Below are 25,585 nucleotides of genomic sequence, written 5' to 3'. Positions count from 1 at the left end.
CTCCGGTTCGACTGCAACCGTCGCGGCGCCACGCCGCGACGTCCCGCAAGACTAGCCGCGTTGCGCGCCCGCTTCAATTCACCTAATCTCATCCCGATTGAATCCAATTCAACCCGGCCGCATCCGGCCCGCGAGGCTTCGTGTTCTCGAAACTCCCCCTGACCGCATTGCGTGTATTCGAATCATCGGCACGGCTCGGCACGTTCAAGGCCGCCGCGGACGAGCTCGCCGTGACGCCGGCTGCCGTGTCGCACCAGATCAAGTCGCTGGAGAGCCGTGTCGGCGTGTTGCTGTTCGAGCGCGGCGCGGGCGGCGTGCGGCTGACCGAAGAAGGCGAGCAGCTGTTTCGCGCGAGTCACGATGCGTTGCTGGCATTGAGCCGCGGGCTCGACGCCGTGCGTCCGGATGCGGCCGACGCGCGCCCGCTCGTGCTGACCACCACGCCGGCCTTTGCGGCGATGTGGCTGATTCCCCGTCTCGGTGCGTTTCGCCGCGTCGATCCGCACCTGCACATCAAGGTCGAAACGGGGAACGCGCTCGTCGATCTCGAACGCGATGCAAGGATCGATCTCGCGATTCGCGCGACGTCGCGCAAGTTTCCGGCGCTGCACGAGATTGCGTTGATCGACGAGTATTTCGGCGCGTATGCGGCCGCCGGCTTCGACGCGCATCGCACCGACGCGCCGCTCGACCTGATCGAGACCGTGTGGGATACACCGCTGCCCGTGTCGGTCGACTGGGCGTCGTGGTGTCGTGCGGCGGGCCGGCAAGCGTGGCTCGAACGCGCGGTGTTTCGCCATTACGACGACGAGCATTACGCATTGCAGGCCGTGCTGCACGGCCAGGGGATCGCGCTGCTCAGTTCGGTGCTGGCCGCCGAGCATGTCGAGCGCGGTGCGTTGATGCCGATCGAGCCCGCGGTGCGGCTCGACGGCGCGCGCTTCGTCGCGCTGTGCCGGCCGGGGCGGGAGCGCGAGCCGCAGGTCAGGCGGTTTCTCGACTGGCTCGAAGCGGAAATCGCGCGGACGCGCGATGCGGTGGCGCGGATGGCGCCCGACGATTCTCGCGCCGCTACCCGAACCTGACGCAATACACCGGCGGCAAATGCGCCGATACCTGTCGCCAGTTGTTGCCGCCATCGACTGACGTCCATAACCCGCCCGTCGTCGACGCCATCGCGAGGCGCGTGCCGGAATCGTCGACCGCGAGCCCATGCCGGTACACGAGGTCGTACGCGGGCGCGGGCGGCAACCCGTTCGACAGGCTCTCGAAACTGCGGCCGCCGTCGCGCGTGCGCGTGACGACGAACCGGCCGTTCACCGGAATCCGGCACGCGTCCTTCACGGCCGGCACGAACCACGCGGTATCCGGTTCGTGCGGATGCACGGCCACCGCGAAACCGAAGCTCGACGGCTGCGCTTCGATGCGGCGCCAGTGTTCGCCGCCGTCGGTCGAGCGGAAGATCGCGCAGTGATGCTGCGTCCACAGCACGTCCGGATCGGCCGCGCACTGCACGACGCGGTGCGGATCCTGCATGTTCGGCTCGCCGCGCCGCTCGGGCGGCATGTAGTCGGCTTCCATGCCTTGCGCGGTCACGCGCCACGTCGCGCCGCGGTCGAATGTCTGCCAGACGCCGCCGCACGAGATGCCGACGGCGACGTGTCGGCTGTCGCGCGGATCGACCATCACCGAATGGATGCCCGGCGCGTCGTACCCGCCGCCGCCCCATTCGGCGCGTTCGGGGCGATCCCACAGCGCGCGGTTGAGTACCCACGATTCGCCGCGGTCGTCGGAGCGGAACAGGCCGCCGGGAATCGTGCCGGCCCACAGTACGCCGGGTTCGTCCGCGCCGCCGGCTTCGAGCGACCAGATTTGCTGAAGGGTCCACGGCGGCTGCGGCGACCCGGGCGGTTCGTCGTCGGTGTCGCTGCCGCCCGTGTGCGTGTCGGCACGGGCGGGCGACGCGTCGGCGTCGGCGGGCTGGGGCGGATAAACCGGGGCCGCACATTCCTCCCAGTCGGCGGCGCCTGCGCGCAGCCGATGCAGCTTCACGCCGAAATGGCCGAGATTGAGCGCGGCATACAGCGTGCCGTCGCGCGGGTCGGCGAGCACCATGCTGACGGGCTCGCCGATGAAATGCGGTTCGCCGAGCGTCCAGCCGTCCTTACCGTCGGGTTGCAGGACGAACAGGCCCTTGCGGGTGGCGACGAGCAGTCGATCGTTCATTGTGCGATGTCTCCGGATGGTCCGCCTTGGGGCGACGGCGCTTGGTATGGGGGGATGCGCCTGTGCATCGGTCCCTTTATCCGCCTGTCAGCGCCTGCACGACATATACGCGGCTGGCGTCGCCGAGCGCATCGGACAGGCGCTGCCGGTCGCGGATCGGCTGGCCGTCGATGAACACCGACAGGTGCTTTCGCAGCGCGCCCTGATCGTCGACGATGTAACCGCGCAGCCGCGGTTGCTCGCTGAAAATGGTGTCGAATGCTTCGCCGACCGTGTGCGCGTCGATGTCGCGCTCGGGCGTTTCGACATGCCGCTGGATCGATGCGGCGAAGAAGAGGTGCGCCATGGCGGTAGCTGGCAGGAGCCGCACGAAGGGATGGCTTGTAGTTTAGGCGATCCAGCGGGTGCCGAAAGGCGGAACGGAGCGCCGTGCGCGGCGCGGCGGCTAGACCGGAATCGAGCGCCCCCTGATCCGGATCCCGAGCCGCACGACGCCGATCACCGCGTTCGACAGCCACATGAGCCAGCGCGGCATCCCGCGCCGGCGGATATCGAGCAGCAGCACGATCCGAACGGCGTCGCTGTCGTTCCATACCTCGTGCGTGAACGTGTCGTCCCACAGCAGGAAGCGGCCTTCGTCGAGCCGGTATTCGTGGCCGTCGACCTTCAGCACGGCGGCCGGCGTGCCGTCCGCGCGCTTCGGCATCGACAGCACGAGATAACCGCGCAGGATGCCGCGAAACGGCCCGCGATGCGGCGGGATGTGCTTGCCGGGCGCGAGGAACGACAGCGACGCGGACAGCACGTCCGGCGACGCCGCGACGAGCGACGCGACGGTCGGGCAGCGCGACAGGTTGCGCGCGAACGGCTGGCCGTACGCCTGCATGATGAACATGCGCCAGTCGCGCGCGTCGTTGGCCGAGATGTCGTACTGCTCGCGCATGATTTCGTGAAAGCGCGGGATGCGCGGCATGTCGCGTGCTACGTCGAGCGCCTCCGCGCGGATCGCGGGCCACGCGCGCACGAAACGCTCGGCATCCGGGAATGCGGCCGTGTCGAGCACCGCGCCGCTGTCGATATGGCGGTCGTACAGCGTGCGCAGCAGGGCGGCTGCATGGTCGTAAGCGGCGGACATGGTCGATCGATGGGCGGTCCGGATGAAGTGGTGGTCAGTCTGCCCGAAGCGCGACGGGCGCTGCGTTACGTCAGGTTACGCCGGCTGACGAACGAATGACAGGCCGGGAATAAACCCGCCCCCTCCGTCGTCATACGGGTGTAGCACGTCGTCTCGTTGACTTCTGAAGGAGTGGAACATGAACAAGCACTGGCTGGTGGCCGCCACGGTGGCGGCGATGTCTTTCGCGGGTGTCGCGACGCAAGCGTCCGCACAGGCGCTCACGCGCGCGCAGGTCCGGCAGGAACTGATCGACGCTGAAAACGACGGGCTGCGCTTCGTGACCGATACGTCGTATCCGGACGTGAGCCCGCTGTTCCAGCACGAGGCCGAGCGGATGCCGCAGCGCCAGGCCAGCACGGCGGTCGGCAGCGATCCGGCCATGTCGTCCGAAGCGGGCAAGCCGGCGGCGATGTCGCCGCGTCGAGGCGCCGCCGCATGCGTCGGCCCCGCAAGCTTCTGCGCCATCTATTTCGGAAGCTGATCCACCTGCCTGCATCCGCAGGTCACGCCTATACCGTGGTTGATCGATACGTCACATTGAAGGAGTTCATGATGAAAACATATATCGCACTACTGATGATAACCGGAGCGATCGCCGGTCAGGCGGCATTCGCGCAATCGGCCGCGCCGCTGACGCGCGCGCAAGTTCGCGAGGAGTTGATGCGTCTGGAAGCGGCCGGATACGACCCGGCGAAGGGCGACGAAGGCGAGTATCCGGCGGATATCCAGGCGGCGGAAGCGAAGCTTGCCGAGCAGGATCGCTCGCGCATGGCGGCGTCGGCCGCGCACGCACCGGATGCCGGCATGCCGGCGCAAACCAGCAACTAGGTGCCGACATGGTCGTGTGTCACGGCTGGCCGCCGTGTTCGCGGGACGGCAAATCGCATGCGCTTCGCGCCGCACCACGTGCCCGAAGGGCGCCGGCCGCGATGCCGGTCGTTGCACGCCGCTTCGCGCGGCGTCGCGATCAACTGGTCAACCGGTTCCGATGAGCGGCCCGATCGATCACCACGGCATCATGCGCTGCACGACCTGGTCGCGCAGCACGAAGCGGTGCATCAGCGCGGCTGCCACGTGCACGCAGATGCCGGCGAACAGTACCCACGCGAGAATGCCGTGCACGTCGCCCATCGCGTGACCGAATCCGGAGCCGGCTGCCGACAGCGCCGGCAACGGAACGATGCCGACGAGCGTCACGGCCCACGCGCGTGACGACGCGTTGATCCAGCCGAGCAGCGGCACCGCGATCAGCAACAGGTAGAGCGCGCCGTGCGTGATGCCGGACAGCGCGCGCATCGCGGGCGACAGATCGCTGGCGGGCGGGCGATGCGTCGCACGCCACAGCACGCGGCACGCCATCGCCGCGAGCAGCGCCGTGCCGACGATCAGGTGCGCGGCGATCAGGCCGACCGGCTGCGTGTCGCGATGCACGTCGGGCATCGTCCAGCCGATCGCATATTGCGCGACGACCAGCGCCACGATCAGCCAGTGAAGAGAACGGGCAACGGCGTCATAACGGGCGGGTGCGGACATGAAGACTCCTGACGGGCCACGGGGATGGCATGGTGCGGGCGGATTCTACGGCCGAATCCTTAACGAAACGTTAAGCGCGCGGCTCCGCTCGCCCCGCATCCGTCGACGGCAGCGTGATCGCCACGCCGAGGCCGTGGCCGCCGATGCCGGATTCGAACCGGACGGTGCCGCCGAAGTATTGCGCGATGCGGATCACGATCGACAGTCCGAGCCCGCTGCCGGGCGACGGCGTGCCGCTGCCGCGATAGAACCGGTCGCCGAGCCGTTCGCGCTCGCCGGGCGCGACGCCCGGCCCGTCGTCGCGCACGACGATGCATTGCCGCGAGCCGTCGTCGCGTACGCCGAGCTCGATGCGTCCGCCGGGGCGACCGTACTTGATCGCATTGTCGACGAGATTGTCGAGCAGGATGCCGATCAGGATCGGATCGGCGTCGATCGTCCGCGCGGACAGGTCGCCGCGTACGATGTCGATGGCCTTGTCCGCGGCTTTCGACAGATGGCGGTCGATAGCGGCATCGACGAGTTCGCGCACGACGAGCACACGCGCCGGAATGCGTTCGTACTCGTCGAGCCGCGCGAGCAGCAGCAGTTGTTCGGCGAGCCGCGCACTGCGGTCGACGCCCTGCACGACGCGCTGCATCGCCAGATGCTTGTGCGCGGGATCGTCGGTCGCGATGGCCACCTGGGCCTGCACCTTGATCGCGGCGAGCGGCGTCTTCAGTTCGTGCGCGGCGTCGGACGTGAACGCGCGCTCCCGGACGATCGATTGCCGCAGCCTCGCGAGCAGGCGATCGATCGAGTCGACGAGCGTGCGTACTTCATCCGGCACGGTCGCGATGCCGAGCGGTTCGAGCGATCGTGCATCGCGCGCGCCGATCAGCGTCGACAGCGTCTTCAGCGGTGCGAGACTGCGTCCGATCATTACCCACAGCAGCAGCGCCAGCACCGGCAGCGCGATGACCAGCGGCTGGACGATGCCGCGCGCGATACCGGTCGCCAGATCGCTGTGCGTATTCGACATCTCCATCACGCGCACCCGGCGCCCCGACTCGGGCGCGCGCAGCGTGTGCGTGCGCCATTGCACGTCGCGGATGACGATCGTTTCCGGTACGTCGGTCGAGCCGCGCGGGTCGGGCAAACCGGTAGCGTCGGCCGGGAGGCTCGACGCGACGACGTTGCCTTGCGCGTCGCGCACCTCGAACAGCACGTCGCGCGGCAGGCGATCGCCGTCGGCATCGGGGCCGGATTTCGCATCGCCGCGGGCCAGTTCGACGCGGGCGTCCGGTGGGAAGCGCGCGAGACGGTCGAGGTCGGCCGCCGACAGATCGACGAGCAGCGACGCATATTCGACGAGGCGCGCGTCTTCCCATTCGCCGATCTCGCGCGTCGCGTGCCGGAAGCTGCCGAACACGGCGACGAGCCAGACGACGGTCACGCAGCCGATCGCCATCAGCGACACGCGGCGTCGTATCGAGCCGGCGATCACGGAAGCTCGACCACGTAGCCGATACCGCGGACGGTACGGATCAGTTCCGCGCCGAGCTTCTTGCGCAGGTTCGACACATGGACCTCGATCGCATTGCTTTCGATGCCCTCCTGCCAGCCGTACAGGCCGTCCTCGAGACGTGCGCGCGACTGCGGCATGCCCGGGTGCGTGACGAGCTGAACGAGGATCGCCCACTCGCGCGACGTGAGCGCGATGCGCGCCGCATTGCGCGTCACGGTATGCGTGGTGAGGTCGATCGTGATGTCGCGCCATACGATCTCGTCGCCGGCACGGCCCTGCGAGCGCCGCACGAGTGCGCGGCAGCGGGCGAGCACTTCGGACAGTTCGAACGGTTTCGCGAGATAGTCGTCCGCGCCGTCGTCGAGGCCGCGGACACGGTCCGCCACGGTGCCGCGTGCGGTCAGCACCAGCACGGGGACCGTATCGCTGGCGTCGCGCAGCGCGCGCAGCAGTTCCGTGCCCGATTTGCCGGGCAGCCCGAGATCGAGCACGACGAGTGCGAAGCGCGTCGTCGCGAGCGCGGTCGCGGCCGCATGTCCGTCGCGCAACCAGTCGACGTGATAGCCGGCCTGGCTCAGGCTGATCTCGAGGCCGCTGCCGATCAGGTCGTCGTCTTCAACAAGGAGGAGTCGCATGGTCGATTCGGGGTGCGGGCGTCTGCGATTGTACGAGCGTGACCGTGCGCACCGTGAAACGGATTGTAATTGCGCTGCCGCAAATGTCGGACGATTCTGAAGAACGCTTAAGGTTTGGCGCCGGCAATCCCGCTACCATCGGCCACGACGTTTCCCGGGTGGTGTCCCGCTTCCCCCGATCCCGAACCGCTCCGGCGTGTCCGGCGCGAGCCGCCCGCGCCCGAGCGTCAATCCGCGACCCGTTCGTCCGATGTCCGTTCGATGCGCGTCGCCCGTACGGGAGGTTCAATCCTGATGGCATCCTCGACGATCGGGCAATGGCGCGCCCACCTGCTGATCGCCGCACTGGCCGGCATGTTCATTCAATGCTTCGTGCTGGTTTCGTTGCTTGCATGGCGCGTACCCGAAGCATTTTTTACCACGATGACGTTCCGCATCTGGACCGTCGTTGCGCTCGCCACCGCAATCCTGACGGCCCGTAAGCTTGCCGACGCGGCGTTCAAGGCCGCGATGGCGTGCGATTACGTGCGTGTGACCGGAATCGATCGCCGCACGGTAGTCGTGTCATCCGATTGCGCGTACCGTCGGCTGGTCGTCCTTCATATCCGGCTCAACGGGAACCGGTACGGCGGCGTGCACGGGTGAGCCCGCGTGTGCGCCGCCGTTCCTTGCAATTGCGGTCGTACGGGTCATCACCGGGGGAAAGCATGGTTTTTCTGCATGTGCTGCACGCGCTGGCCGGCGCAATGTCGGTCGTCTGCGGGCTCGGCGTGGCGCTGGGCATCGCGTACACGCTCACGGCTGGCGTGCTGGTCGGCCGGTTCTTTTCCCGGGCGATGGCGCAGCCACGCACGTATCCGGGCGTCACCGTCGCGCAGCCGCTGCACGGCGACGAATGGGATCTCGTACAGCATCTTGAAAGCTACTTCGTGCAGGATTATCCGGGCCCGGTGCAGCACCTGTTCGGCGTGCACGATGCGGGCGACGCGGCGCTCGCGGCCGTCGAGACGCTGCGCGCGCGATATCCGGACGCGAACGTCAAGGTCGTCGCCGATGCGCGGCTGTACGGGCCGAACCGCAAGATCGCCAATCTCGTGAACATGCTCGAACACGCGGAGTATTCGGTGCTCTGTCTCGCCGACAGCGACGTGCTGGTCGAGCGCGATTATCTGCGCGCCGTGGTCGGTGCGCTACAGCAGCCGGATGTCGGCATCGTGACGAGCGTGTATCGCGGCGTCGCATCGCCGGGATTCTGGCCCGGCGTCGCCGCGGCGATGACGAACTACCATTTTCTGCCGGGCGTGATCACCGGGCTCTTCATCGGGCGCGCGCGGCCCTGCTTCGGCCAGACGATCGCCATCACGCGCGCGACGCTCGAACGCATCGGCGGGCTGGTGCGTTTCGCGCATCACCTGGCGGAAGATCACGCACTGGGCGAAGCGGTGCGGCAAGCGGGCGCGCAGGTCGTCATTCCGTCGCTCGTCGTCGGGCATGCGTGTGTCGAAGAGACGTTCGCGCGGTTGTACGCACACGAATTGCGCTGGAGCTGCACGATCCGCGCGGCGGACCGGCCCGGTCATCTCGGCTCGGTACTGATGCATCCGGTGCCGCTGGCGCTGCTGGCGGTGCTGTTCTCCGGCGGCACGGCCGCGGCGTGCGCGCTCGCGGTCGCGGCGCTGGCGTCGCGCGCATGGTTGATGCTGAGAACGAGCCGCGCGACCGGCGCGAGCCTGCGCGGCGCATTCTGGCTGCCGCTCGTCGATCTCCTGCAGTTCGCGGTTTTCGTATCGAGCTTCTTCTCGTCGCATGTCGTATGGCGCGGCACGCGCTTTCGCGTCGACCGGCAAGGCCTGCTGTCGCCGGCGGGGGAGTCATGACGACGGAGCCGAACCGCGACGCGGCGGCGGGCCCGGTCGCCATGCGCGGCGACGCACGGCTTCGCCATGTGGGGCGCGCGGTCGCGCTCGGCGGGCTGGCGCTCGCGGTGTGGCTGGTCTGGCGCGAGCATCCGCAAGACATCCTGCATCGCCTGCGGAGCGCCGGGGCCGGGCTGCTGGTCGCCGCGCTCGCGCACATCCTGCCGATGCTCGCGAACGCGTGGGACTGGCGGATGCTGATCCGCGGCCCGCGTCGGCCTTCGTTGCTGGCGATGCTGAAACTCGTGTGGATCCGCGAATCGATCAACGGGTTGCTGCCGGTCGCGCGCATCGGCGGCGAGATCGTGTCGTTCGGGTTGCTGCGGCAGGCGGGCGTGCGTCCGGCGACCGCCGTGGCCAGCCTCGTCGCCGACATGCAGCTCACGCTGATCAGCCAGTTGTTCTTCGCGCTGGTCGCGATCGGCTATGTGCTCGAACGCGTGTCGTCCGATGCCGCGCGGGTGGCGGCCGATCTCGCGATCGGCATGGCCGCGCTGGTGCCGGTGCTGCTGCTGTTCGCGCTGGTGCAGCATGCGCGGCCGTTCGAACGCGCGATGCGTGTGCTCAACCGCGTCACGAGCGGCAAGGTGGTGGCGCTGGTCGGCGAATCGGCACGCACCGACCAGTCGATCCGGATGATCTGGAGAAAGACGGGCGTCGTCGTGCGCTATCTGGGGATCTGGCAGACGCTGCAGTTCGCGGGCTATGCGCTGGAAATCTGGCTGGCGCTGTACTTCCTCGGCGCCGAGCCGAGCTTCGCACAGGCACTGGCGATCGAGGCGCTGATCCAGCTCGTGAGCAGCATCGCGTTCCTGATGCCGGGCGGCCTGGGGGTGCAGGAGGGCGGGTTCGTGCTGATCGGCGGGCTGCTCGGGTTCGACCCGCCGACCTGTCTCGCGCTGGCCGGCGCGCGCCGCGTGCGCGACCTGCTGTTCTATCTGCCGGGGCTGCTCGCATGGCAGTGGGCGGCGGGTTCGGCGAACCGGCCGGGTGGAGCGAAACGTGCGCCGTTGCCGGCCCGGGAATCCGCCGGGCCGCGCTGACGCGGCCCGACGCGACGCGGCGGGATTCAGTGCCGCTCGTCGGCGATATGGCTGCGGATCACGTCCGCGAACGACGTGTCGCCCGTCAGCCCGAGCGCTTCCGCGCGCGACGTATCCCAGCGGCCCGGCCAGCTGCCGACGATCTTCTCGACGCGCTCGTCGGGCGCATGGCGGATCAGCTTGACGACTTCGTCGCCCGCGACTTCGCGCAGCGCCGCGATCATCTCGTCGACCGACACCGACAGCCCCGGCAGGTTGATCACGCGCTTGTTGCCGAGCTTCGCACCGTCGATCTCGCAACCGGCGACGAGCGCGTCGATCGCGCCGCGTGGCGACAGCAGCCACAGCCGCGTCGAGCCGGGCACCGGGCACACGCTTTCCTCGCCGTTCAGCGGCTCGCGGATGATGCCGCTCGCGAACGACGACGCGGCCGCGTTCGGGCGGCCGGGCCGCACGCTGATGGTGGGCAGCCGCAGCACGCGGCCGTCGACGAAGCCGCGCCGCGCGTAGTCGCACAGCAGCAGTTCGGCGATCGCCTTCTCGGCGCCGTACGACGATTGCGGGTTCAGCGCGGTGTCGTCCTGCACCACGTCGGGCAGCGCGCCGCCGTACACCGCGACGGAGCTCGTGAACACGACGCGCGGCTGGTGGCCGCGCGCACGGCACACTTCAAGCAGCGTGCGCGATGCGTCGAGGTTGATCCGCATGCCGAGATCGAAATCGGCTTCGGCCTGCCCGCTGACGATCGCCGCGAGGTGGAAGATCGCGCCCGTGCGCGTGTCGATCGCGCTTTCGAGCACCGCGCGATCGGCGATGTCGCCGACGATCGACGTCACGCGTGCATCGCCGAAATCGCTGCCCTGGACGACGTCGAGCAGCACCAGTTCGTCGATCTTCTCCGTCCGGCCGTCGGGGCCGGTCAGTTCGCCGCGCTCGAGCAGCTTGCGTGCGAGACGCTGGCCGAGAAATCCGGCGCCGCCGGTGATCAGTACTTTCATGTTCTTTGCCTCTTGGAAATTCGGATTACAGGTACGGCTCGAGCCAGCCGAGGCCTTCGGACGTGCCGGCCTTCGGCCGATATTCGCAGCCGATCCAGCCGTCGTAGCCGAGCGCGTCGATCAGCGCGAACAGGTACGGGTAGTTGAGTTCGCCGACATCCGGCTCGTGGCGTTCCGGCACGCCCGCGATCTGGATATGGCCGATGCCCGCGAAATCGCGCTCGAGTTTCATCGCGAGATCGCCTTCGACGATCTGGCAGTGGTAGCAGTCGAACTGCACCTTCAGGTTCGGCGCGCCGACTTCCGCGCGGATCGCCTGCGCGTCGTCCTGGCGACTCAGGAAATAGCCGGGCATGTCGCGCTGGTTGATCGGCTCGATCAGGATCGTGATGCCGTGCGCGGCGCCCGCCTGCGCCGCATGCCGCAGGTTCGACAGATAGGTGTCGCGATGGCGCGCGCGATCGGCGCTGGGCGGCACCATGCCGGCCATCACGTGCAGCTTCTCGTTGCCGATCACGCGTGCATAGTCGAGCGCCTGATCGATGCCGCGGCGGAACTCGTCCTCGCGGCCGGGCAGCGATGCGATGCCGCGTTCGCCCGCGGCCCAGTCGCCCGGCGGCGCGTTGAACAGCGCCTGTTCGAGGCCATGCGCGTCGAGACGCGCGCGGATCTCCTCGGCGGCGAAGTCGTACGGGAACAGGTACTCGACGGCCTTGAAGCCGTCGTGAGCGGCAGCGGCGAAGCGTTCGAGAAACGCGTGCTCGGTGTACATCATCGAGAGGTTGGCGGCGAAGCGTGGCATGGCAGCAGGTCCTGTGAATGAATGGGGCGGGGCGCCGTGCGCTCCCGCGTCGAATGATGAATCGGCCGGCGGCGGATCAGCGGTTCACGAGTTTCGCGGGCGTGAGCCACACGGCGATCGCGCCGATTACGAGCATCGCGGCCAGCACGTACATGCCCGACGACGTGCTGTGCGTGACGTCCTTCAGGTAGCCGATCACGTACGGGCTCGCGAAACCGGCGAGGTTGCCGACCGAGTTGATGATCGCGATCCCGGCCGCGGCCGCGGAGCCCGTGAGGAACGCGGTCGGCAGCGACCAGAACAACGGGGCGCAGGTCAGCACGCCGCCCGCCGCGAGCGACAGGAACACGATCGACACGGCCGTATTGTGCGAGTACGACGCGGCGACCGCAAACCCGAGCGCGCCCATCAGCGCAGGCACGATCAGGTGCCAGCGGCGTTCGCGGCGCTTGTCCGCGCTATGGCCGAACAGGTTCATCACGACGATCGCGACGACGAACGGAATCGCCGACAGCAGGCCGATCTGCAGCGTATCGGTGATGCCGGTCGATTTCACGAGCGTCGGCATCCAGAACGTGAGCCCGTACTGGCCGGTGACGAACGCGAAGTAGATCAGCGACATCCACCACATGCGCGGGTCCGAGAACACGGCCTTCAGCGAATGACCGTGCTTCTGCTGTTCCTGCGGCTGCGCGGCGATTTCGTCTTCGAGCAGTTGCTTCTCGCGCTCGTCGAGCCACTTCGCGCCGCGGATGCTGTTGTCGAGATACAGGATCGTCGCGATGCCGACGAGCACGGCCGGCACGGCCTCGATCATGAACATCCATTGCCAGCCGTGGAAACCCGATCCGCCGTGGAAGCGCTCCATGATCCAGCCCGACAGCGGGTTGCCGAAGATGCCCGACACCGGAATCGCGGACATGAACACCGCGATGATCTTCGCGCGGCGATGGGACGGGAACCAGTACGTGAGGTACAGGATCACGCCCGGATAGAAGCCGGCTTCCGCGAGGCCGAGCAGGAAGCGCAGCACGTAGAACTGCGTCGGCGTCTTCACGAACGCGAACAGCGCGGACAGCAGGCCCCACGTGATCATGATCCGCGCGATCCAGATGCGCGCGCCGAGGCGGTGCATCAGCATGTTGCTCGGCAGTTCGAACAGGAAGTAGCCGAGGAAGAAAATCCCCGCGCCGAGCCCGAACACGGTTTCGCTGAACGCGAGATCCTGCGACATCTGCAGCTTGGCGAAGCCGACGTTCACGCGGTCGAGATACGCGACCACGTAGCAGAGCATCAGGAACGGCACGATGCGCCAGAACACTTTCTTGTAGGTGCGGTCGAGTTCGCCCGAGTGGGCGGCCGCGGCGGGCGAGCGGCTTGCGGCCGCGTCGAGAGCAGTCATCGTCGTGTCTCCAAGGACGTCGTGTGCCGGCGGCGCGTAGGCCGCCGGATCGTATGTGTGTGCTGACGGAAGGGCCCGCGCACACGGCGAGCATGTGAATCGGTACGGGGTGCGCGCCGCGTTACCAGCGCGCGCCGAAGGTCTGGCGCAGTTCGTCGAGTGCCGCGTCGGACAGCGGCTCGGGCTTCGGCTGCGTCATCAGCCACAGCCGCGCCGTTTCCTCGAGCTCCTCGAGCGCATACGACGCGTGCGATACCGACGGCCCCCACATCACGGGGCCGAGGCGATCGAGCAGCACGCCGCGCACCTGGTCGGCGAGCGCCGCGACTTCGGCCGCGACGGCCGGGTCGCCGGGGCGGCGGTAACGAATCAGCGGAATGTGGCCGACCTTCATCACGTAGTACGGCGTGATCGGCGGCAGCACGTCGGTGTCGCGCCATACGCCCGCGAGCGTCAATGCGACGAGATGCGTCGAGTGCGTGTGGACGACGCCGTTCGCTTCGGCGTTGCGCGCGTAGATGCCGCGATGCAGCGCGAGCGTCTTCGACGGCTTGCCGCCCGAGACGGGCTGGCCGTCGGTGCCGACTTTCGCGATGTCGTTCGGATCGAGCCGGCCGAGGCATGCGTCGGTCGGCGTGATCAGCCAGCCGTCCGCGAGACGCGCGCTGATGTTGCCGGCGCTGCCGACCGCATGGCCGCGCGCATACAGGCTCGCGCCGACCACGCAGATCTCTTCGCGCAGTTTCGCTTCGTGGCTCATCGTGCGGCTCCGTCCAGCGCGCGCAGCGCCTTGTCGAAAAAGTCCGTCGCGCCGAAGTTGCCGGATTTCAGCGCGAGGCCGAGCGGCTGGGCGTCGGCGGTGGCCGTGGCCGGCACGCCCGGATCGATCTGCGCACCGATCTGCAGCGACTTCACGTCGAGCGCCTGCACGACCGCGCCGGACGTCTCGCCGCCGGCGACGACGAACTTGCGCACGCCGAGTTCGCGCAGCCCGCGCGCGATCGCCGCGAGCGTGCTTTCGACGAGATGGCCGGCCGCGTCGACGCCGAGTGCCTGCTGCACGGCCTTCACTTCGTCGGGCGTGGCCGTTGCATAGATCAGCACGGGTTGGGGCAGGTGCGAACGCGCGAAGGCAAGCGCTTCATCGACGACGGGCTCGCCGCGCGACGCCGCGAGCGGATCGATGCGGAAGCTCGGCCGTGTCGCACGCCATGCGGCGACCTGCGCGTTGGTGGCCTTCGACGCGCTGCCGGCGAGCACGGCCGACAAGCCGTCGATGCGCGGCAGCGATGCCGCGTTGTCGCGCTCGGGCAGTTGCTCCGCGCGGCGGAAATTCGCGGGCAGGCCGAGCGCGATGCCCGAGCCGCCGGTGACGAGCGGCAGGCCCGCGCACGCTTCGCCGAGGACGTAGAGGTCGCGGTCCGACAGCGCATCGGCGATCGCGAAACGCGCACCTTCCGCGCGCAACTGGTCGATCCGCGCGCGCACGGCGGCCGCGCCGAGCGCGATCGTGTCGTAGCGGATCAGGCCGACCGGCGACTTCGTCTGCTGCTGGAGCACGCGCACGAGGTTCGCATCCTTCATCGGCGTGAGCGGATGATTCTCCATCCCCGATTCGTTCAGCAGCACGTCGCCGACGAACAGGTGGCCGCGATAGATCGTGCGGCCGTTCTCGGGGAACGCCGGGCACGCGATCGTGAAGTCGCCGCCGGCAGCATCGAGCAGCGCGTCGGCCACCGGCCCGATGTTGCCTGAGTCGGTCGAGTCGAACGTCGAGCAGTACTTGAAGAAGAACTGTCGGCATCCTTGCGCGCGCAACCATTCATACGCGGCGAGCGATTGCGCGACGGCGTCGGCGGCGGGGATCGTGCGCGACTTCAGCGCGACGACGATCGCGTCGGCGTCGACGATCGTGTCGGCAGCCGCGCCATCGGCGGGCACGCCGATCGTCTGCACGGTGCGCATGCCGCTCTTGACGAGCATGTTCGCGAGATCGGTCGCGCCGGTGAAATCGTCGGCGATGCAGCCGAGCAGGGGACGGGAAGCGGAAGCGGTCATGGCGGGAACGTCGTTCGAATCAGCGGGCGGGCGGCAGCGTGATGCCGGGGAAAGTCTTGATCACGGCGGAATCGTCCTCGCCGCCGTGGCCGGCGCTCGACGCGCTCATGAACATCTGATGCGCGGTGGCCGACAGCGGCAGCGGGAATTTGCTGCGGCGCGCGGTATCGAGCACGAGGCCGAGATCCTTCACGAAGATGTCGACGGCCGACAGCGGCGTGTAGTCGCCGTTCAGGATGTGCGGCACGCGGTTCTCGAACATCCACGAATTGCCGGCGCTGTGCGTGATCACGTCGTACAGCGCGTCGGCATCGACGCCTTCGCGCAGGCCGAGGGCCATCGCCTCGGCCGCCGCCGCGATATGCACGCCGGCCAGCAACTGGTTGATGATCTTCACTTTCGAGCCGATGCCGTGTGCGTCGCCGAGGCGGTACACCTTGCCGGCGATCGCGGCGAGCACGTCCTCGCAGCCCGCATAGGCGGCGGCCGGCCCGGACGTCATCATCGTCATCTCGCCGGAGGCCGCGCGCGCGGCGCCGCCCGACACGGGCGCGTCGAGCATCTGCAGGCCGGCCGCTTCGATGCGTGCGCCGAGCGCGACCGCGAATTCGGGCGCGACGGTCGCGCTCGCGATCACGACGCCGCCCGGCTTCATCGCCGCGACCGCACCGTGTTCGCCGAACAGCACCGTTTCCGTTTGCGCGGCATTGACGACGAGCGTGACGACGACGTCGCACCGCGCGCCGAGTTCGGCCGGCGTCGCGCACGCGATGCCGCCTTCGGCGGCGAACGCCTGCAGCACGGTGTCGCGCACGTCGCATGCATGGACGCGCAGGCCGGCGCGCAGCAGCGAGCGTGCGACGCCGAGGCCCATCGCGCCGAGGCCGATGACTCCAACATTTCGTGACATGGTCAACCTTGATTGATTCGGGAGAGGTTCCGGACAACGGCGGCGCCCGGCTCGGCAGGCGCCGCCGGCTTCAGCAGATGCCGGCTTCCGCGAGGCGGCGGGCGGCGTTGTACATGTGCGTGCGCGCCGCGTTGCGGGCGGCCATCGGATCGCGCGCGCGGATCGCGTCGGCGATCGCCGCGTGTTCCTCGCGCACCTGCCGCGAGAAATCGTCGCGCGTCGCTTCGTTGCCCCGCGTGACCTTCACGCCGGCTTCGAGATACTGGTTCAGGAACTGCAGCGTCTTCAGGAAATACGGGTTGCCGGTGACGGCCGCGATCGTGCGGTGGAACGCGACGTCTTCCGCGACGCCGTCGCGCCCTTCGGCCGCCGCTTCGTCGATCTTGCGCAGCGCGTCGTCGATGTCGGCCATGTCGTCGGCGGTGTGGTGCAGCGCGGCTTCGGCCGCGACTTCAGCCTCGATCGCGCGGCGTACCGCGAGCAGGTGCGGCAGCGAACTCGCCTCGACGGCTTCCGCGTAGTCGATCCGCAGCGGCCGGATCGCGCCGTGCTGGTTCACGAACACGCCGCTGCCCTGGCGCGGCTCGACCACGCCTTCGTTCTTCAGCCGCGAGATCGCCTCGCGGATCACGGTGCGGCTCACGCCGAATTCCTGCGCGAGCACGGCCTCGGTCGGCAGCTTGCCGGTGGCCGAGAAACTGCCCACTTCGATCTGCTTGAGCAGTTGCTGCGCGACATGGTCGCTCATCGCGCGGGCCGGAATTTTCTCGAACATGATGCTCTGGTTTGTAAGGTGATGTGGTCATCATACAAATTTGAGCGCGCATCAGCATCCGGGATAACCCTCGTTTCACGGCGAGGAACGTCGGCTAAATTGACTGGAACCGGTTCCAAAAGCGTCAAAACGGAGGCGAACGTGTGCGGTTCCGCAATGGGTCGGGAAAGGGGCGGGCGCCCGCAGGCCGTCAGTCGGCGACGTCCTCGACGGCGTCGGCCGACGCATCGGGCGTCGCGGCGACTTCGGCCACGTCGCCGCCGCGCTCGCGATACGTCGCCGGCGGCACGCCGAACTGCTTGCGGAATTCGCGCCCGAGGTGCGACGCATCGGCGAATCCGCAACTCGACGCGATATCGGCGACCGTGCGGTCCGAACTCGTCAGCAGCCAGGCGGCCGTGCGCAGCCGCACCTGTTTCGCGAATGCCTGCGGGCTCTTGCCGGTCTCGGCCTTGAAGAGCCGTTCGAGCTGCCGCGTCGACAAGTCGAGCTTGCACGCGAGTTCATCGAGCGGCAGCGTACGCCCCACGTGCTGTTCCATCAGAAGAATCGCGCGCTTGACCTTCGGATGCGTCGCCGGTTCGAGGCCCGGCGGATGCGGCTGCGGCGCGTTGCCTTTCTGCATCTCGCCGACGAGCAGGATGCGCAGCGCCTTCTGCACGGTGGCGTGATCGAAATGGCGCAGCAGGATCGCGGCGGCGACGTCGATCGACGCGCGGCCGCCCGAACACGTGATCCGGCGGCGGTCGATCACGAACAGCCGGTCGGCGATCAGCAGATCGGGATCGGCGGACGGAAAGCGCTCGATGAAATCCCAGTAATGGAACCAGCTCACGCAGGTGCGGTAGCCGTCGAGCACGCCGGCGCGCATCAGCGTGAACACGCCGGTGCAGATGCCGACGACCGTCGCGCCGCTCGCCGCCGCGCGGCGGATGACGTCGAGCGTTTCAGGGCCGGCCTGCGGCCCCGAATGCAGCAGCCCGCCCACCACCACCACATAGTCGAACGGCTCGGCCGCGTCGAACGTCTCCCACGGCGTGATCTGGATCCCGCAACTCGCGCGCACCGGCGCGAGCGTCTCGCCGATCACGCTCCATGCGCAGCGCACGGGCTTGCTGTAGTCGCCGTCGTCGGCCGACAGCCGCAGCATGTCGACGAAGCCCGAGAAGGCCGTCAGCGTGAAGTTCGGCAGCAGCACGATGCCGAAGCGGATGCGCCGCGGCGCGGGTTCTGCGAGGGGGGAAGCGGGTACGTCGGGGGTCATCGCGGCCAATCTCGTCACGCCGGGCAGGCGGTCTCACTCGTTTCACTCTGTTTGCGGGCTACGGCTGCCGGGGCGGCACGGATGCAGCCAGCGTCGCCGATCGGCCGCGGCCGGACTTGTGGTTTTTCGTCGCGAACCATCGCCAAAACGCACTTTCCGGGCAGCCGGCGCGGCGCTTGGCGGCGCTATCCCACGCCGATGCCGTTTTTGTTCTATCGGCCGATTTTACGCCCTGATGTACTGAGGCCCAACGACATTTCACGCATGCAACCCAAAGGAAGCCAGATGAACGTCAGCGCGTTCGACCTGTTCAAGATCGGCATCGGCCCGTCCAGTTCCCATACGGTCGGCCCGATGATCGCCGCGTGCCGCTTCGCGTCGCACGTCGAGGACGCGAACCTGCTCGGCTTCGTGCGCCGCGTGAGGGTCGAGCTGTACGGCTCGCTCGGCGCGACCGGCAAGGGTCACGGCACCGACAAGGCCGTGCTGCTCGGCCTCGAGGGCCACCTGCCCGACACGATCGATCCCGACCTGATCGAGCCGCGGCTCGCCGCGATCCGCGCGGAGAAGACGCTGACGCTGCTCGGCAAGCAGACGGTGCGCTTCGACGAAAAGGAACACATCGGCTTCTATCGCAAGCTGATGAGCGGCACGGGCATCGTGCATCCGAACGGGATGCGCTTCCAGGCATTCGACGAACACGGCCAGCTGCTCGTCGAGAAAGAGTATTACTCGGTCGGCGGCGGCTTCGTCGTGAACCGCGACGGCGATCGCGTGAACGGCGTGCGCGCGGCGGTCGAGGTGCCGTATCCGTTCCGCACCGGCGACGACCTGATGCGCCAGTGCCGCGAACATGGGCTGTCGATCGCCGAGCTGATGCTGCGCAACGAATCCGCGCTGCGGCCGGCCGACGAAGTGCGCGCCGGGCTGCTCGCGATCTGGCGCACGATGGCCGCGTGCGTCGAGCGCGGCTGCAAGGTCGAGGGCGAGCTGCCGGGCCCGATGCGCGTGAAGCGCCGCGCGGCCGAAATGAACGGCCACCTGCGCGCGCGTTCGGAAGAGTCGCTGCGCGACCCGCTGTCGATGCTCGACTGGGTCAACCTGTATGCGATGGCCGTGAACGAAGAGAACGCGGCCGGCGGCCGGGTGGTCACCGCGCCGACCAACGGCGCGGCCGGCGTGATTCCCGCGGTGCTGCACTACTACGTGAAGTTCGTGCCGGGCTCGAACGAAGCCGGCATCGTCGAATTCCTGCTGACGGCCGCGGCGATCGGGATCATCTACAAGGAAACCGCGTCGATTTCCGGCGCGGAAGTCGGTTGCCAGGGCGAAGTGGGCGTCGCGTGCTCGATGGCCGCCGCCGCGCTCGCCGCCGTGATGGGCGGCACGCCCGACCAGGTCGAGAACGCGGCCGAGATCGGCATGGAGCACAACCTCGGGATGACCTGCGATCCCGTGGGCGGGCTCGTGCAGATCCCGTGCATCGAGCGCAACGCGATGGGCGCGATCAAGGCGCTGAACGCGTCGCGCATGGCGCTCAAGGGCAACGGCCAGCACTACGTATCGCTCGATTCCGTGATCAAGACGATGCGCGAAACCGGCGCCGACATGAAGACGAAATACAAGGAAACGTCGCGCGGCGGCCTCGCCGTGAACGTCATCGAATGCTAACGAAGGATCCAAACATGAGCCGCTACTCGATATTCAGCCTGTTCCGCAACGGCCTCTCGTATCACGAGAACTGGGAGAAGCAGTGGAAGAGCCCGGAGCCGAAGAAGGAATACGACGTCGTGATCGTCGGCGGCGGCGGCCACGGCCTCGCGACCGCGTACTACCTCGCGAAGGAGCACGGGATCACGAACGTCGCGATCCTGGAGAAGGGCTGGATCGGCGGCGGCAACACCGCGCGCAACACGACGATCGTGCGCTCGAACTACCTGTGGGACGAATCGGCCGCGCTGTACGAGAAGGCGATGAAGCTGTGGGAAGGGCTGTCGCAGGATCTGAACTACAACGTGATGTTCAGCCAGCGCGGCGTGATGAACCTCGCGCACACGCTGCAGGACGTGCGCGACACTGAGCGCCGCGTGAACGCGAACCGGCTGAACGGCGTCGACGCCGAATTCCTGACGCCCGCGCAGATCAAGGAAATCGAGCCGACGATCAACCTGAACAGCCGCTACCCGGTGCTCGGCGCGTCGATCCAGCGCCGCGCGGGCGTCGCGCGTCACGATGCGGTGGCCTGGGGCTTCGCACGCGGCGCGGACCGCGCCGGCGTCGACATCATCCAGAACTGCCAGGTAACGGGCATTCGCCGCGAGGGCGGCGCGGTGGTCGGCGTCGACACGGTGAAGGGTTTCATCAAGGCGAAGAAGGTCGCGGTGGTGGCCGCGGGCAACACGACGACGCTCGCCGACATGGCCGGCGTGCGTCTGCCGATCGAAAGCCACCCGCTGCAGGCGCTGGTGTCCGAGCCGATCAAGCCGGTGGTGAACTCGGTGATCATGTCGAACGCGGTGCACGCGTACATCAGCCAGTCCGACAAGGGCGATCTCGTGATCGGCGCCGGTATCGACCAGTACACGGGCTTCGGCCAGCGCGGCAGCTTCCACATCATCGAAAGCACGCTGCAGGCGATCGTCGAGATGTTCCCGGTGTTCTCGCGCGTGCGGATGAACCGCCAGTGGGGCGGCATCGTCGACGTGTCGCCGGACGCGTGCCCGATCATCACCAAGACCGACGTGAAGGGCCTCTATTTCAACTGCGGCTGGGGCACCGGCGGCTTCAAGGCGACGCCCGGCTCGGGCTGGGTGTTCGCGCACACGATCGCCCGCGACGAACCGCATCCGCTGAACGCGCCGTTCGCGCTCGACCGCTTCTATACGGGCCACCTGATCGACGAGCACGGCGCTGCCGCCGTCGCGCACTGACCACCATTGGAGAAAGAAACATGTTGCTGATCGAATGTCCGTGGTGCGGGCCGCGCGCCGAATCCGAGTTCTCGTGCGGCGGTGAAGCCGACATCGTGCGCCCGGTGGCGAACGAGAACATGACCGACCGCGAATGGGGCGAATACGTGTTCATGCGCGAGAACAAGCGCGGGCTGCACAAGGAGCAATGGCTGCACACGCAGGGCTGCCGCCGCTGGTTCAAGGTCACGCGCGACACGGTGACCTACGATATCAAGGGCTACGAAAAGTTCGGCGGGGCTGCCATCAGCGGCGCGGCTGCCGGCAACGCACACGAAGAGGGTACGAGCAAATGAGCCAGAAAGACCGCCTCGGCACCGGTGGCCGGATCAATCGCGCGATTCCGTTGACGTTCACGTTCAACGGCCGCACGTACCAGGGCTTCCAGGGCGACACGCTCGCGTCCGCGCTGCTCGCGAACGGCGTGCATTTCGTCGCGCGCAGCTTCAAGTACCACCGTCCGCGCGGGATCGTGACGGCGGATGTGGCGGAACCGAATGCCGTCGTGCAGCTCGAGTCCGGCCCGTATACCGTGCCGAATGCACGTGCGACCGAGATCGAGCTGTACCAGGGACTCGTCGCGACGAGCGTGAATGCCGAGCCCACGCTCGAGAACGACAAGTACGCGATCAACCAGAAGTTCTCGCGCTTCATGCCGGCCGGGTTCTACTACAAGACGTTCATGTGGCCGCGCAACATGTGGCCGAAGTACGAAGAGAAGATTCGCGAAGCAGCCGGCCTCGGCAAGGCGCCGGAGGTGCTCGACGCCGATCGCTACGACAAGTGCTACGCGCACTGCGACGTGCTCGTGGTCGGCGGTGGCCCGTCGGGCCTCGCCGCCGCGCATGCGGCCGCCACGGCCGGCGCGCGCGTGATCCTCGTCGACGACCAGCGCGAACTCGGCGGCAGCCTGCTGTCGTGCCGCGCGGAGATCGACGCGAAGCCCGCGCTGCAATGGGTCGAGAAGATCGAGGCGGAGCTGCGCAAGCTGCCCGACGTGACGATCCTGTCGCGCAGCACCGCGTTCGGGTATCAGGACCACAACCTCGTGACGGTCACGCAGCGCCTGACCGATCACCTGCCGGTGTCGATGCGCAAGGGCACGCGCGAGCTGCTGTGGAAGGTCCGCGCGAAGCGCGTGATTCTCGCGACCGGCGCGCACGAGCGGCCGATCGTATTCGGCAACAACGACCTGCCGGGCGTGATGCTGGCGGGTGCGGTGTCCACCTACGTGCATCGCTTCGGCGTGCTGCCGGGCCGTAACGCGGTCGTGTTCACGAACAACGACCGTGCATACCAGACCGCGCTCGACCTGAAGGCGTGCGGGGCGAAGGTCACGGTCGTCGATTCGCGCGCGTCGTCGAACGGCGCGCTGCCGGCCGCGGCCAAGCGGCAGGGCGTGACGGTGATGAGCGGCGCGGTCGTGACGGTTGCTTCGGGCAAGTGGCGCGTATCGTCGGTCGACGTCGCGTCCTACTCGAACGGCCAGACCGGCGGCAAGCTGCAGACGCTGCCGTGCGACCTCGTCGCGATGTCGGGCGGCTTCAGCCCGGTGCTGCACCTGTTCGCGCAATCGGGCGGCAAGGCGTGCTGGAACGACGAAAAGGCGTGCTTCCTGCCGGGCAAGCCCGTGCAGGCGGAGGCGAGCATCGGTGCGGCGGCCGGCGAATTCGGGCTGGCCCGTGCGCTGCGGCTCGCGGTCGATGCGGGCGTGGAAGCGGCGAAGGCCGCGGGCTTCACGGCCGCGCAGCGTCCGGCCGCACCGCAGGTCGCCGAAGCCGTCGAAGGCGCGCTGCAGCCGTTGTGGCTCGTCGGCAGCCGCGAGGCGGCCGCGCGCGGACCGAAGCAGTTCGTCGACTTCCAGAACGACGTGGCGGCCGCCGACATCCTGCTCGCCGCGCGCGAGGGCTTCGAGTCGGTCGAGCACGTGAAGCGCTATACGGCGATGGGCTTCGGCACCGACCAGGGCAAGCTCGGCAACATCAACGGGATGGCGATCCTCGCGGGCGCGCTCGGCAAGACGATTCCGGAAACGGGCACGACGACGTTCCGCCCGAACTACACGCCCGTGTCGTTCGGCACGTTCGCGGGCCGCGAGACGGGCGATTTCCTCGACCCGATCCGCAAGACGGCCGTGCACGAATGGCACGTCGAGCACGGCGCGATGTTCGAGGACGTCGGCAACTGGAAGCGGCCGTGGTATTTCCCGAAGAACGGCGAGGATCTCCATGCGGCCGTGAAGCGCGAATGCCTGGCGGTGCGTAACGGCGTCGGCATTCTCGACGCGTCGACGCTCGGCAAGATCGACATCCAGGGTCCGGACGCGGTGAAGCTGCTGAACTGGATGTACACGAACCCGTGGAACAAGCTCGAAATCGGCAAATGCCGCTACGGGTTGATGCTCGACGAAAACGGGATGGTGTTCGACGACGGCGTGACCGTGCGCCTCGCCGACCAGCATTTCATGATGACGACCACCACCGGCGGCGCGGCGCGCGTGCTGACGTGGCTCGAGCGCTGGCTGCAGACCGAATGGCCGGACCTGAAGGTGCGGCTCGCGTCCGTCACCGATCACTGGGCGACGTTCGCGGTGGTCGGCCCGAAGAGCCGCAAGGTCGTGCAGAAGGTGTGCCAGGACATCGACTTCGGCAATGAAGCGTTCCCGTTCATGAGCTACCGCAACGGCACCGTCGCCGGCGCGAAGGCGCGTGTGATGCGGATCAGCTTCTCGGGCGAGCTGGCCTACGAAGTGAACGTGCCGGCGAATGCGGGCCGTGCGGTGTGGGAAGCGCTGATGGCGGCCGGTGCCGAGTTCGACATCACGCCGTACGGCACCGAGACGATGCACGTGCTGCGCGCGGAGAAGGGCTACATCATCGTCGGCCAGGATACCGACGGCTCGATCACGCCGTACGACCTCGGGATGGGCGGGCTCGTCGCGAAGTCGAAGGACTTCCTCGGCAAGCGCTCGCTGACGCGCTCGGATACCGCGAAGGAAGGCCGCAAGCAGTTCGTCGGCCTCTTGACCGAAGACGAACAGTTCGTGCTGCCGGAAGGCGCGCAGATCATCGCGAAGGACACGCAGGTGTCGGCGGTCGATCCGACGCCGATGATCGGCCACGTGACGTCGAGCTACTACAGCCCGATCCTGAAGCGCTCGATCGCGCTCGCGGTGGTGAAGGGCGGCCTGAACAAGATGGGCGAGAGCGTCGTGATTCCGCTGGCCAACGGCAAGCGCATCACCGCGAAGATCTCGAGCCCGGTTTTCTACGATACCGAAGGGGTGCGTCAGCATGTGGAATGAAACGAGAAACCAGACGCAGGTGGCGGGTGCGGGCGGCGTGACGCTTGAATCGCCGTTCGTCGGCGCCGCCGACGTGCTGAAGGCGCACCAGGCGCGCGCATCGAAGAAGTTCGCGCTGCGCGAGCGGCCGTTCCTCGATCTCGTCAACGTGCGCGGCGAGTTGAGCGACCCGGCATTCGTGGCCGCGTTCGAGCGTGTGGTCGGCTGCCGCCCGCCCGCGGAGCCGAACACGGTGGCGCGCGGCGCCGAGTACGACGTGCTGTGGCTCGGCCCCGACGAATGGCTCGTGCGGTCGAACGGGCCGGTTCAGGCCGGCGTGCTCGAAGCGAAGCTGGCGGAGGCCGTGCAGGGCTCGTATGCGGCGGCCGTCGACGTCGGTAGCGGCTACACGGTCGTCGAGGTCGTCGGCGAACGCGTGCGCGACGTGATCGCGCGCGGCTGCCCGCTCGATCTGCATCCGCGCGTGTTCAAGCCGGGCCAGTGCGCGCAGTCGCACTACTTCAAGTCGCCGATCACGCTGATCCCGACCGGCGACGAGTCGTTCGAGATCGTCCTGCGTCGCAGCTTCGCCGACTATTTCGTGCGCATCATGCTCGACGCCGCGGCGCCGCTCGCATCATGAAGCCGTTCGACGAACCGTTCGTGGCGATCGACGCGCCGCGCCTGCGCGGGCGCGGCTGGAGCGTGTTCGTCGACGAACTGAAGGTGCCCGCGCGGATCGGCATCCACGCGCACGAGCATGAAGCGCCGCAGCCGATCGTGATCGATGCTCGGCTCGGGTATCGCTGCGAGCCGAGCGAGCAGGGCGAGTGGATCGATTACGACGGCTATTGCGCGCGCGTCGCGTCGTTCCTGTCGCACAAGCCGCATACGCGGCTGCTGGAGACGCTCGTCGCCGATCTCGCGGTGCTGTCGTTCCGCGAATGGCCGGCGCTGGAATCGCTGACGCTGTCGATGTACAAGCCGAAGATCCGGCCCGGCACGAAACGCGTCGGCGTGTCGCTCGACTGGACGCGCGGCGATTACCTGCGGTGGACGGGGGCGGCGGGGCAGCTTTGATCAGAGG

General features: G+C 68.0%; 26 protein-coding genes. 12 read left to right on the top strand and 14 right to left on the bottom strand.

The genetic code is table 11. The features are described from left to right. The first annotated feature begins 140 nt into the window (after nucleotides 1-140). A complete protein-coding gene (locus tag C4B30_RS32570; protein WP_089500579.1) occupies nucleotides 141-1,085 on the top strand; it encodes a LysR substrate-binding domain-containing protein in 945 nt (314 codons plus the stop codon). Here the strand turns inward: C4B30_RS32570 and C4B30_RS32565 are convergent. From C4B30_RS32565 to C4B30_RS32555, 3 genes are all read right to left on the bottom strand, one after another. Further along, entirely contained in the window at nucleotides 1,072-2,226 is a 1,155-nt protein-coding gene (locus C4B30_RS32565; protein ID WP_089500578.1) for a WD40/YVTN/BNR-like repeat-containing protein, read from the bottom strand. The two genes, C4B30_RS32570 and C4B30_RS32565, sit on opposite strands and share 14 nt — an antisense overlap. Nucleotides 2,227-2,302: 76 nt before the next feature. Beyond that, nucleotides 2,303-2,572 (bottom strand): MoaD/ThiS family protein, encoded by a 270-nt coding sequence (locus C4B30_RS32560; RefSeq protein ID WP_089500577.1) that lies wholly within the window; start codon nucleotides 2,570-2,572, stop codon nucleotides 2,303-2,305. Between the two features lie 99 nt (nucleotides 2,573-2,671). Beyond that, nucleotides 2,672-3,361 (bottom strand): aspartyl/asparaginyl beta-hydroxylase domain-containing protein, encoded by a 690-nt coding sequence (locus tag C4B30_RS32555; RefSeq protein ID WP_089500576.1) that lies wholly within the window; start codon nucleotides 3,359-3,361, stop codon nucleotides 2,672-2,674. A gap of 178 nt (nucleotides 3,362-3,539) precedes the next feature. Between C4B30_RS32555 and C4B30_RS32550 the strand changes: the two genes are divergently transcribed. Together C4B30_RS32550 and C4B30_RS32545 are read left to right on the top strand one after the other, a co-directional pair. Beyond that, a complete protein-coding gene (locus C4B30_RS32550; RefSeq protein ID WP_089500575.1) occupies nucleotides 3,540-3,884 on the top strand; it encodes a DUF4148 domain-containing protein in 345 nt (114 codons plus the stop codon). A 71-nt stretch (nucleotides 3,885-3,955) separates the two neighbouring features. Next, complete coding sequence (locus C4B30_RS32545) at nucleotides 3,956-4,231, top strand: DUF4148 domain-containing protein (protein ID WP_089500642.1); 276 nt, start codon at nucleotides 3,956-3,958, stop codon at nucleotides 4,229-4,231. 177 nt (nucleotides 4,232-4,408) lie between these two features. Here C4B30_RS32545 and C4B30_RS32540 read toward each other — a convergent pair whose 3' ends face one another. The 3 genes from C4B30_RS32540 to C4B30_RS32530 all read right to left on the bottom strand — a co-directional run bounded on the left by C4B30_RS32540 (nucleotide 4,409) and on the right by C4B30_RS32530 (nucleotide 7,078). Continuing rightward, a complete protein-coding gene (locus tag C4B30_RS32540) occupies nucleotides 4,409-4,936 on the bottom strand; it encodes a cytochrome b (protein ID WP_089500574.1) in 528 nt (175 codons plus the stop codon). Nucleotides 4,937-5,006: 70 nt separating this feature from the next. Beyond that, complete coding sequence (locus C4B30_RS32535; RefSeq protein ID WP_089500573.1) at nucleotides 5,007-6,422, bottom strand: ATP-binding protein; 1,416 nt, start codon at nucleotides 6,420-6,422, stop codon at nucleotides 5,007-5,009. Continuing rightward, nucleotides 6,419-7,078 carry a response regulator gene (locus C4B30_RS32530; protein ID WP_089500572.1) on the bottom strand — a complete coding sequence of 220 codons (660 nt, stop codon included), beginning with the start codon at nucleotides 7,076-7,078 and terminating at the stop codon, nucleotides 6,419-6,421. Before C4B30_RS32530 ends, C4B30_RS32535 begins: the two co-directional genes overlap by 4 nt. Nucleotides 7,079-7,339: 261 nt before the next feature. Here C4B30_RS32530 and C4B30_RS32525 point away from each other — a divergent pair, with 261 nt between their 5' ends. The 3 genes from C4B30_RS32525 (at nucleotide 7,340) to C4B30_RS32515 (ending at nucleotide 10,037) form a co-directional block, all read left to right on the top strand. Continuing rightward, nucleotides 7,340-7,723, top strand: a complete 384-nt coding sequence (locus C4B30_RS32525; RefSeq protein WP_143751626.1) for a hypothetical protein — start codon at nucleotides 7,340-7,342, stop codon at nucleotides 7,721-7,723. Nucleotides 7,724-7,785: 62 nt separating this feature from the next. Then, the gene (gene hpnI, locus C4B30_RS32520) at nucleotides 7,786-8,955 is read left to right on the top strand and encodes a bacteriohopanetetrol glucosamine biosynthesis glycosyltransferase HpnI (protein WP_089500570.1); all 1,170 of its coding nucleotides are present in this window, start codon (nucleotides 7,786-7,788) and stop codon (nucleotides 8,953-8,955) included. Further along, the gene (locus tag C4B30_RS32515) at nucleotides 8,952-10,037 is read left to right on the top strand and encodes a lysylphosphatidylglycerol synthase domain-containing protein (protein ID WP_089500569.1); all 1,086 of its coding nucleotides are present in this window, start codon (nucleotides 8,952-8,954) and stop codon (nucleotides 10,035-10,037) included. Before hpnI ends, C4B30_RS32515 begins: the two co-directional genes overlap by 4 nt. Before the next feature lie 26 nt (nucleotides 10,038-10,063). On the opposite strand, the gene denD is transcribed toward C4B30_RS32515, so the two are convergent. The 8 genes from denD to C4B30_RS32475 all read right to left on the bottom strand — a co-directional run bounded on the left by denD (nucleotide 10,064) and on the right by C4B30_RS32475 (nucleotide 18,246). Continuing rightward, nucleotides 10,064-11,035: a D-erythronate dehydrogenase gene (gene denD, locus C4B30_RS32510; RefSeq protein ID WP_105133520.1), complete on the bottom strand. Its 972-nt coding sequence runs from the start codon at nucleotides 11,033-11,035 to the stop codon at nucleotides 10,064-10,066. A gap of 25 nt (nucleotides 11,036-11,060) precedes the next feature. Further along, the gene (gene otnI, locus C4B30_RS32505; RefSeq protein WP_089500567.1) at nucleotides 11,061-11,837 is read right to left on the bottom strand and encodes a 2-oxo-tetronate isomerase; all 777 of its coding nucleotides are present in this window, start codon (nucleotides 11,835-11,837) and stop codon (nucleotides 11,061-11,063) included. Between the two features lie 76 nt (nucleotides 11,838-11,913). After that, nucleotides 11,914-13,239 carry an MFS transporter gene (locus tag C4B30_RS32500; protein ID WP_089500566.1) on the bottom strand — a complete coding sequence of 442 codons (1,326 nt, stop codon included), beginning with the start codon at nucleotides 13,237-13,239 and terminating at the stop codon, nucleotides 11,914-11,916. 121 nt (nucleotides 13,240-13,360) lie between these two features. Further along, nucleotides 13,361-13,999, bottom strand: a complete 639-nt coding sequence (gene otnC / locus C4B30_RS32495) for a 3-oxo-tetronate 4-phosphate decarboxylase (RefSeq protein ID WP_089500565.1) — start codon at nucleotides 13,997-13,999, stop codon at nucleotides 13,361-13,363. Continuing rightward, the gene (otnK, locus tag C4B30_RS32490) at nucleotides 13,996-15,297 is read right to left on the bottom strand and encodes a 3-oxo-tetronate kinase (RefSeq protein ID WP_089500564.1); all 1,302 of its coding nucleotides are present in this window, start codon (nucleotides 15,295-15,297) and stop codon (nucleotides 13,996-13,998) included. Before otnK ends, otnC begins: the two co-directional genes overlap by 4 nt. A gap of 19 nt (nucleotides 15,298-15,316) precedes the next feature. Next, complete coding sequence (gene ltnD / locus C4B30_RS32485) at nucleotides 15,317-16,207, bottom strand: L-threonate dehydrogenase (protein WP_059575397.1); 891 nt, start codon at nucleotides 16,205-16,207, stop codon at nucleotides 15,317-15,319. 70 nt (nucleotides 16,208-16,277) lie between these two features. After that, nucleotides 16,278-16,982 (bottom strand): FadR/GntR family transcriptional regulator, encoded by a 705-nt coding sequence (locus C4B30_RS32480; RefSeq protein WP_027781390.1) that lies wholly within the window; start codon nucleotides 16,980-16,982, stop codon nucleotides 16,278-16,280. Nucleotides 16,983-17,172: 190 nt separating this feature from the next. Beyond that, a complete protein-coding gene (locus C4B30_RS32475) occupies nucleotides 17,173-18,246 on the bottom strand; it encodes a GlxA family transcriptional regulator (protein ID WP_089500563.1) in 1,074 nt (357 codons plus the stop codon). Between the two features lie 285 nt (nucleotides 18,247-18,531). On the opposite strand from C4B30_RS32475, the gene C4B30_RS32470 reads away from it, so the two are divergent. From C4B30_RS32470 to C4B30_RS32445, 6 genes are read left to right on the top strand one after another with little or no spacing between them, the layout of a single operon-like run. Next, on the top strand, nucleotides 18,532-19,917 hold the full coding sequence (locus C4B30_RS32470; protein WP_027781388.1) for an L-serine ammonia-lyase: 1,386 nt from the start codon (nucleotides 18,532-18,534) through the stop codon (nucleotides 19,915-19,917). 14 nt (nucleotides 19,918-19,931) lie between these two features. Further along, on the top strand, nucleotides 19,932-21,176 hold the full coding sequence (locus tag C4B30_RS32465; protein WP_006480591.1) for a sarcosine oxidase subunit beta family protein: 1,245 nt from the start codon (nucleotides 19,932-19,934) through the stop codon (nucleotides 21,174-21,176). A gap of 20 nt (nucleotides 21,177-21,196) precedes the next feature. Then, nucleotides 21,197-21,511: a sarcosine oxidase subunit delta gene (locus C4B30_RS32460; RefSeq protein ID WP_089500562.1), complete on the top strand. Its 315-nt coding sequence runs from the start codon at nucleotides 21,197-21,199 to the stop codon at nucleotides 21,509-21,511. Continuing rightward, nucleotides 21,508-24,519, top strand: a complete 3,012-nt coding sequence (locus C4B30_RS32455) for a sarcosine oxidase subunit alpha family protein (protein ID WP_089500561.1) — start codon at nucleotides 21,508-21,510, stop codon at nucleotides 24,517-24,519. The genes C4B30_RS32460 and C4B30_RS32455 overlap by 4 nt, the downstream gene beginning before the upstream one ends. Next, entirely contained in the window at nucleotides 24,509-25,141 is a 633-nt protein-coding gene (locus C4B30_RS32450; protein WP_027781385.1) for a sarcosine oxidase subunit gamma, read from the top strand. The genes C4B30_RS32455 and C4B30_RS32450 overlap by 11 nt, the downstream gene beginning before the upstream one ends. Continuing rightward, nucleotides 25,138-25,578, top strand: a complete 441-nt coding sequence (locus C4B30_RS32445; RefSeq protein WP_006749884.1) for a dihydroneopterin aldolase — start codon at nucleotides 25,138-25,140, stop codon at nucleotides 25,576-25,578. Before C4B30_RS32450 ends, C4B30_RS32445 begins: the two co-directional genes overlap by 4 nt. Nucleotides 25,579-25,585: the final 7 nt, after the last annotated feature.

Origin of the sequence: Burkholderia sp. BE12, assembly GCF_002959955.1 — a bacterium.
GTDB lineage: Bacteria > Pseudomonadota > Gammaproteobacteria > Burkholderiales > Burkholderiaceae > Burkholderia.
Note: the sequence above shows the minus strand (reverse complement) of the source record. Positions and strands in the feature narration are given on the sequence as shown.

Bases quoted from the DNA above. Each gene is read 5' to 3' on its own strand.
- C4B30_RS32565 (WP_089500578.1), bottom strand. From the start codon at position 2,226: ATGAACGATCGACTGCTCGTCGCCACCCGCAAGGGCCTGTTCGTCCTG.
- C4B30_RS32560 (WP_089500577.1), bottom strand. From the start codon at position 2,572: ATGGCGCACCTCTTCTTCGCCGCATCGATCCAGCGGCATGTCGAAACG.
- C4B30_RS32555 (WP_089500576.1), bottom strand. From the start codon at position 3,361: ATGTCCGCCGCTTACGACCATGCAGCCGCCCTGCTGCGCACGCTGTAC.
- C4B30_RS32550 (WP_089500575.1), top strand. From the start codon at position 3,540: ATGAACAAGCACTGGCTGGTGGCCGCCACGGTGGCGGCGATGTCTTTC.
- C4B30_RS32545 (WP_089500642.1), top strand. From the start codon at position 3,956: ATGAAAACATATATCGCACTACTGATGATAACCGGAGCGATCGCCGGT.
- C4B30_RS32540 (WP_089500574.1), bottom strand. From the start codon at position 4,936: ATGTCCGCACCCGCCCGTTATGACGCCGTTGCCCGTTCTCTTCACTGG.
- C4B30_RS32530 (WP_089500572.1), bottom strand. From the start codon at position 7,078: ATGCGACTCCTCCTTGTTGAAGACGACGACCTGATCGGCAGCGGCCTC.
- C4B30_RS32525 (WP_143751626.1), top strand. From the start codon at position 7,340: ATGCGCGTCGCCCGTACGGGAGGTTCAATCCTGATGGCATCCTCGACG.
- hpnI (WP_089500570.1), top strand. From the start codon at position 7,786: ATGGTTTTTCTGCATGTGCTGCACGCGCTGGCCGGCGCAATGTCGGTC.
- C4B30_RS32515 (WP_089500569.1), top strand. From the start codon at position 8,952: ATGACGACGGAGCCGAACCGCGACGCGGCGGCGGGCCCGGTCGCCATG.
- denD (WP_105133520.1), bottom strand. From the start codon at position 11,035: ATGAAAGTACTGATCACCGGCGGCGCCGGATTTCTCGGCCAGCGTCTC.
- otnI (WP_089500567.1), bottom strand. From the start codon at position 11,837: ATGCCACGCTTCGCCGCCAACCTCTCGATGATGTACACCGAGCACGCG.
- C4B30_RS32500 (WP_089500566.1), bottom strand. From the start codon at position 13,239: ATGACTGCTCTCGACGCGGCCGCAAGCCGCTCGCCCGCCGCGGCCGCC.
- otnC (WP_089500565.1), bottom strand. From the start codon at position 13,999: ATGAGCCACGAAGCGAAACTGCGCGAAGAGATCTGCGTGGTCGGCGCG.
- otnK (WP_089500564.1), bottom strand. From the start codon at position 15,297: ATGACCGCTTCCGCTTCCCGTCCCCTGCTCGGCTGCATCGCCGACGAT.
- ltnD (WP_059575397.1), bottom strand. From the start codon at position 16,207: ATGTCACGAAATGTTGGAGTCATCGGCCTCGGCGCGATGGGCCTCGGC.
- C4B30_RS32480 (WP_027781390.1), bottom strand. From the start codon at position 16,982: ATGTTCGAGAAAATTCCGGCCCGCGCGATGAGCGACCATGTCGCGCAG.
- C4B30_RS32475 (WP_089500563.1), bottom strand. From the start codon at position 18,246: ATGACCCCCGACGTACCCGCTTCCCCCCTCGCAGAACCCGCGCCGCGG.
- C4B30_RS32470 (WP_027781388.1), top strand. From the start codon at position 18,532: ATGAACGTCAGCGCGTTCGACCTGTTCAAGATCGGCATCGGCCCGTCC.
- C4B30_RS32465 (WP_006480591.1), top strand. From the start codon at position 19,932: ATGAGCCGCTACTCGATATTCAGCCTGTTCCGCAACGGCCTCTCGTAT.
- C4B30_RS32460 (WP_089500562.1), top strand. From the start codon at position 21,197: ATGTTGCTGATCGAATGTCCGTGGTGCGGGCCGCGCGCCGAATCCGAG.
- C4B30_RS32455 (WP_089500561.1), top strand. From the start codon at position 21,508: ATGAGCCAGAAAGACCGCCTCGGCACCGGTGGCCGGATCAATCGCGCG.
- C4B30_RS32450 (WP_027781385.1), top strand. From the start codon at position 24,509: ATGTGGAATGAAACGAGAAACCAGACGCAGGTGGCGGGTGCGGGCGGC.
- C4B30_RS32445 (WP_006749884.1), top strand. From the start codon at position 25,138: ATGAAGCCGTTCGACGAACCGTTCGTGGCGATCGACGCGCCGCGCCTG.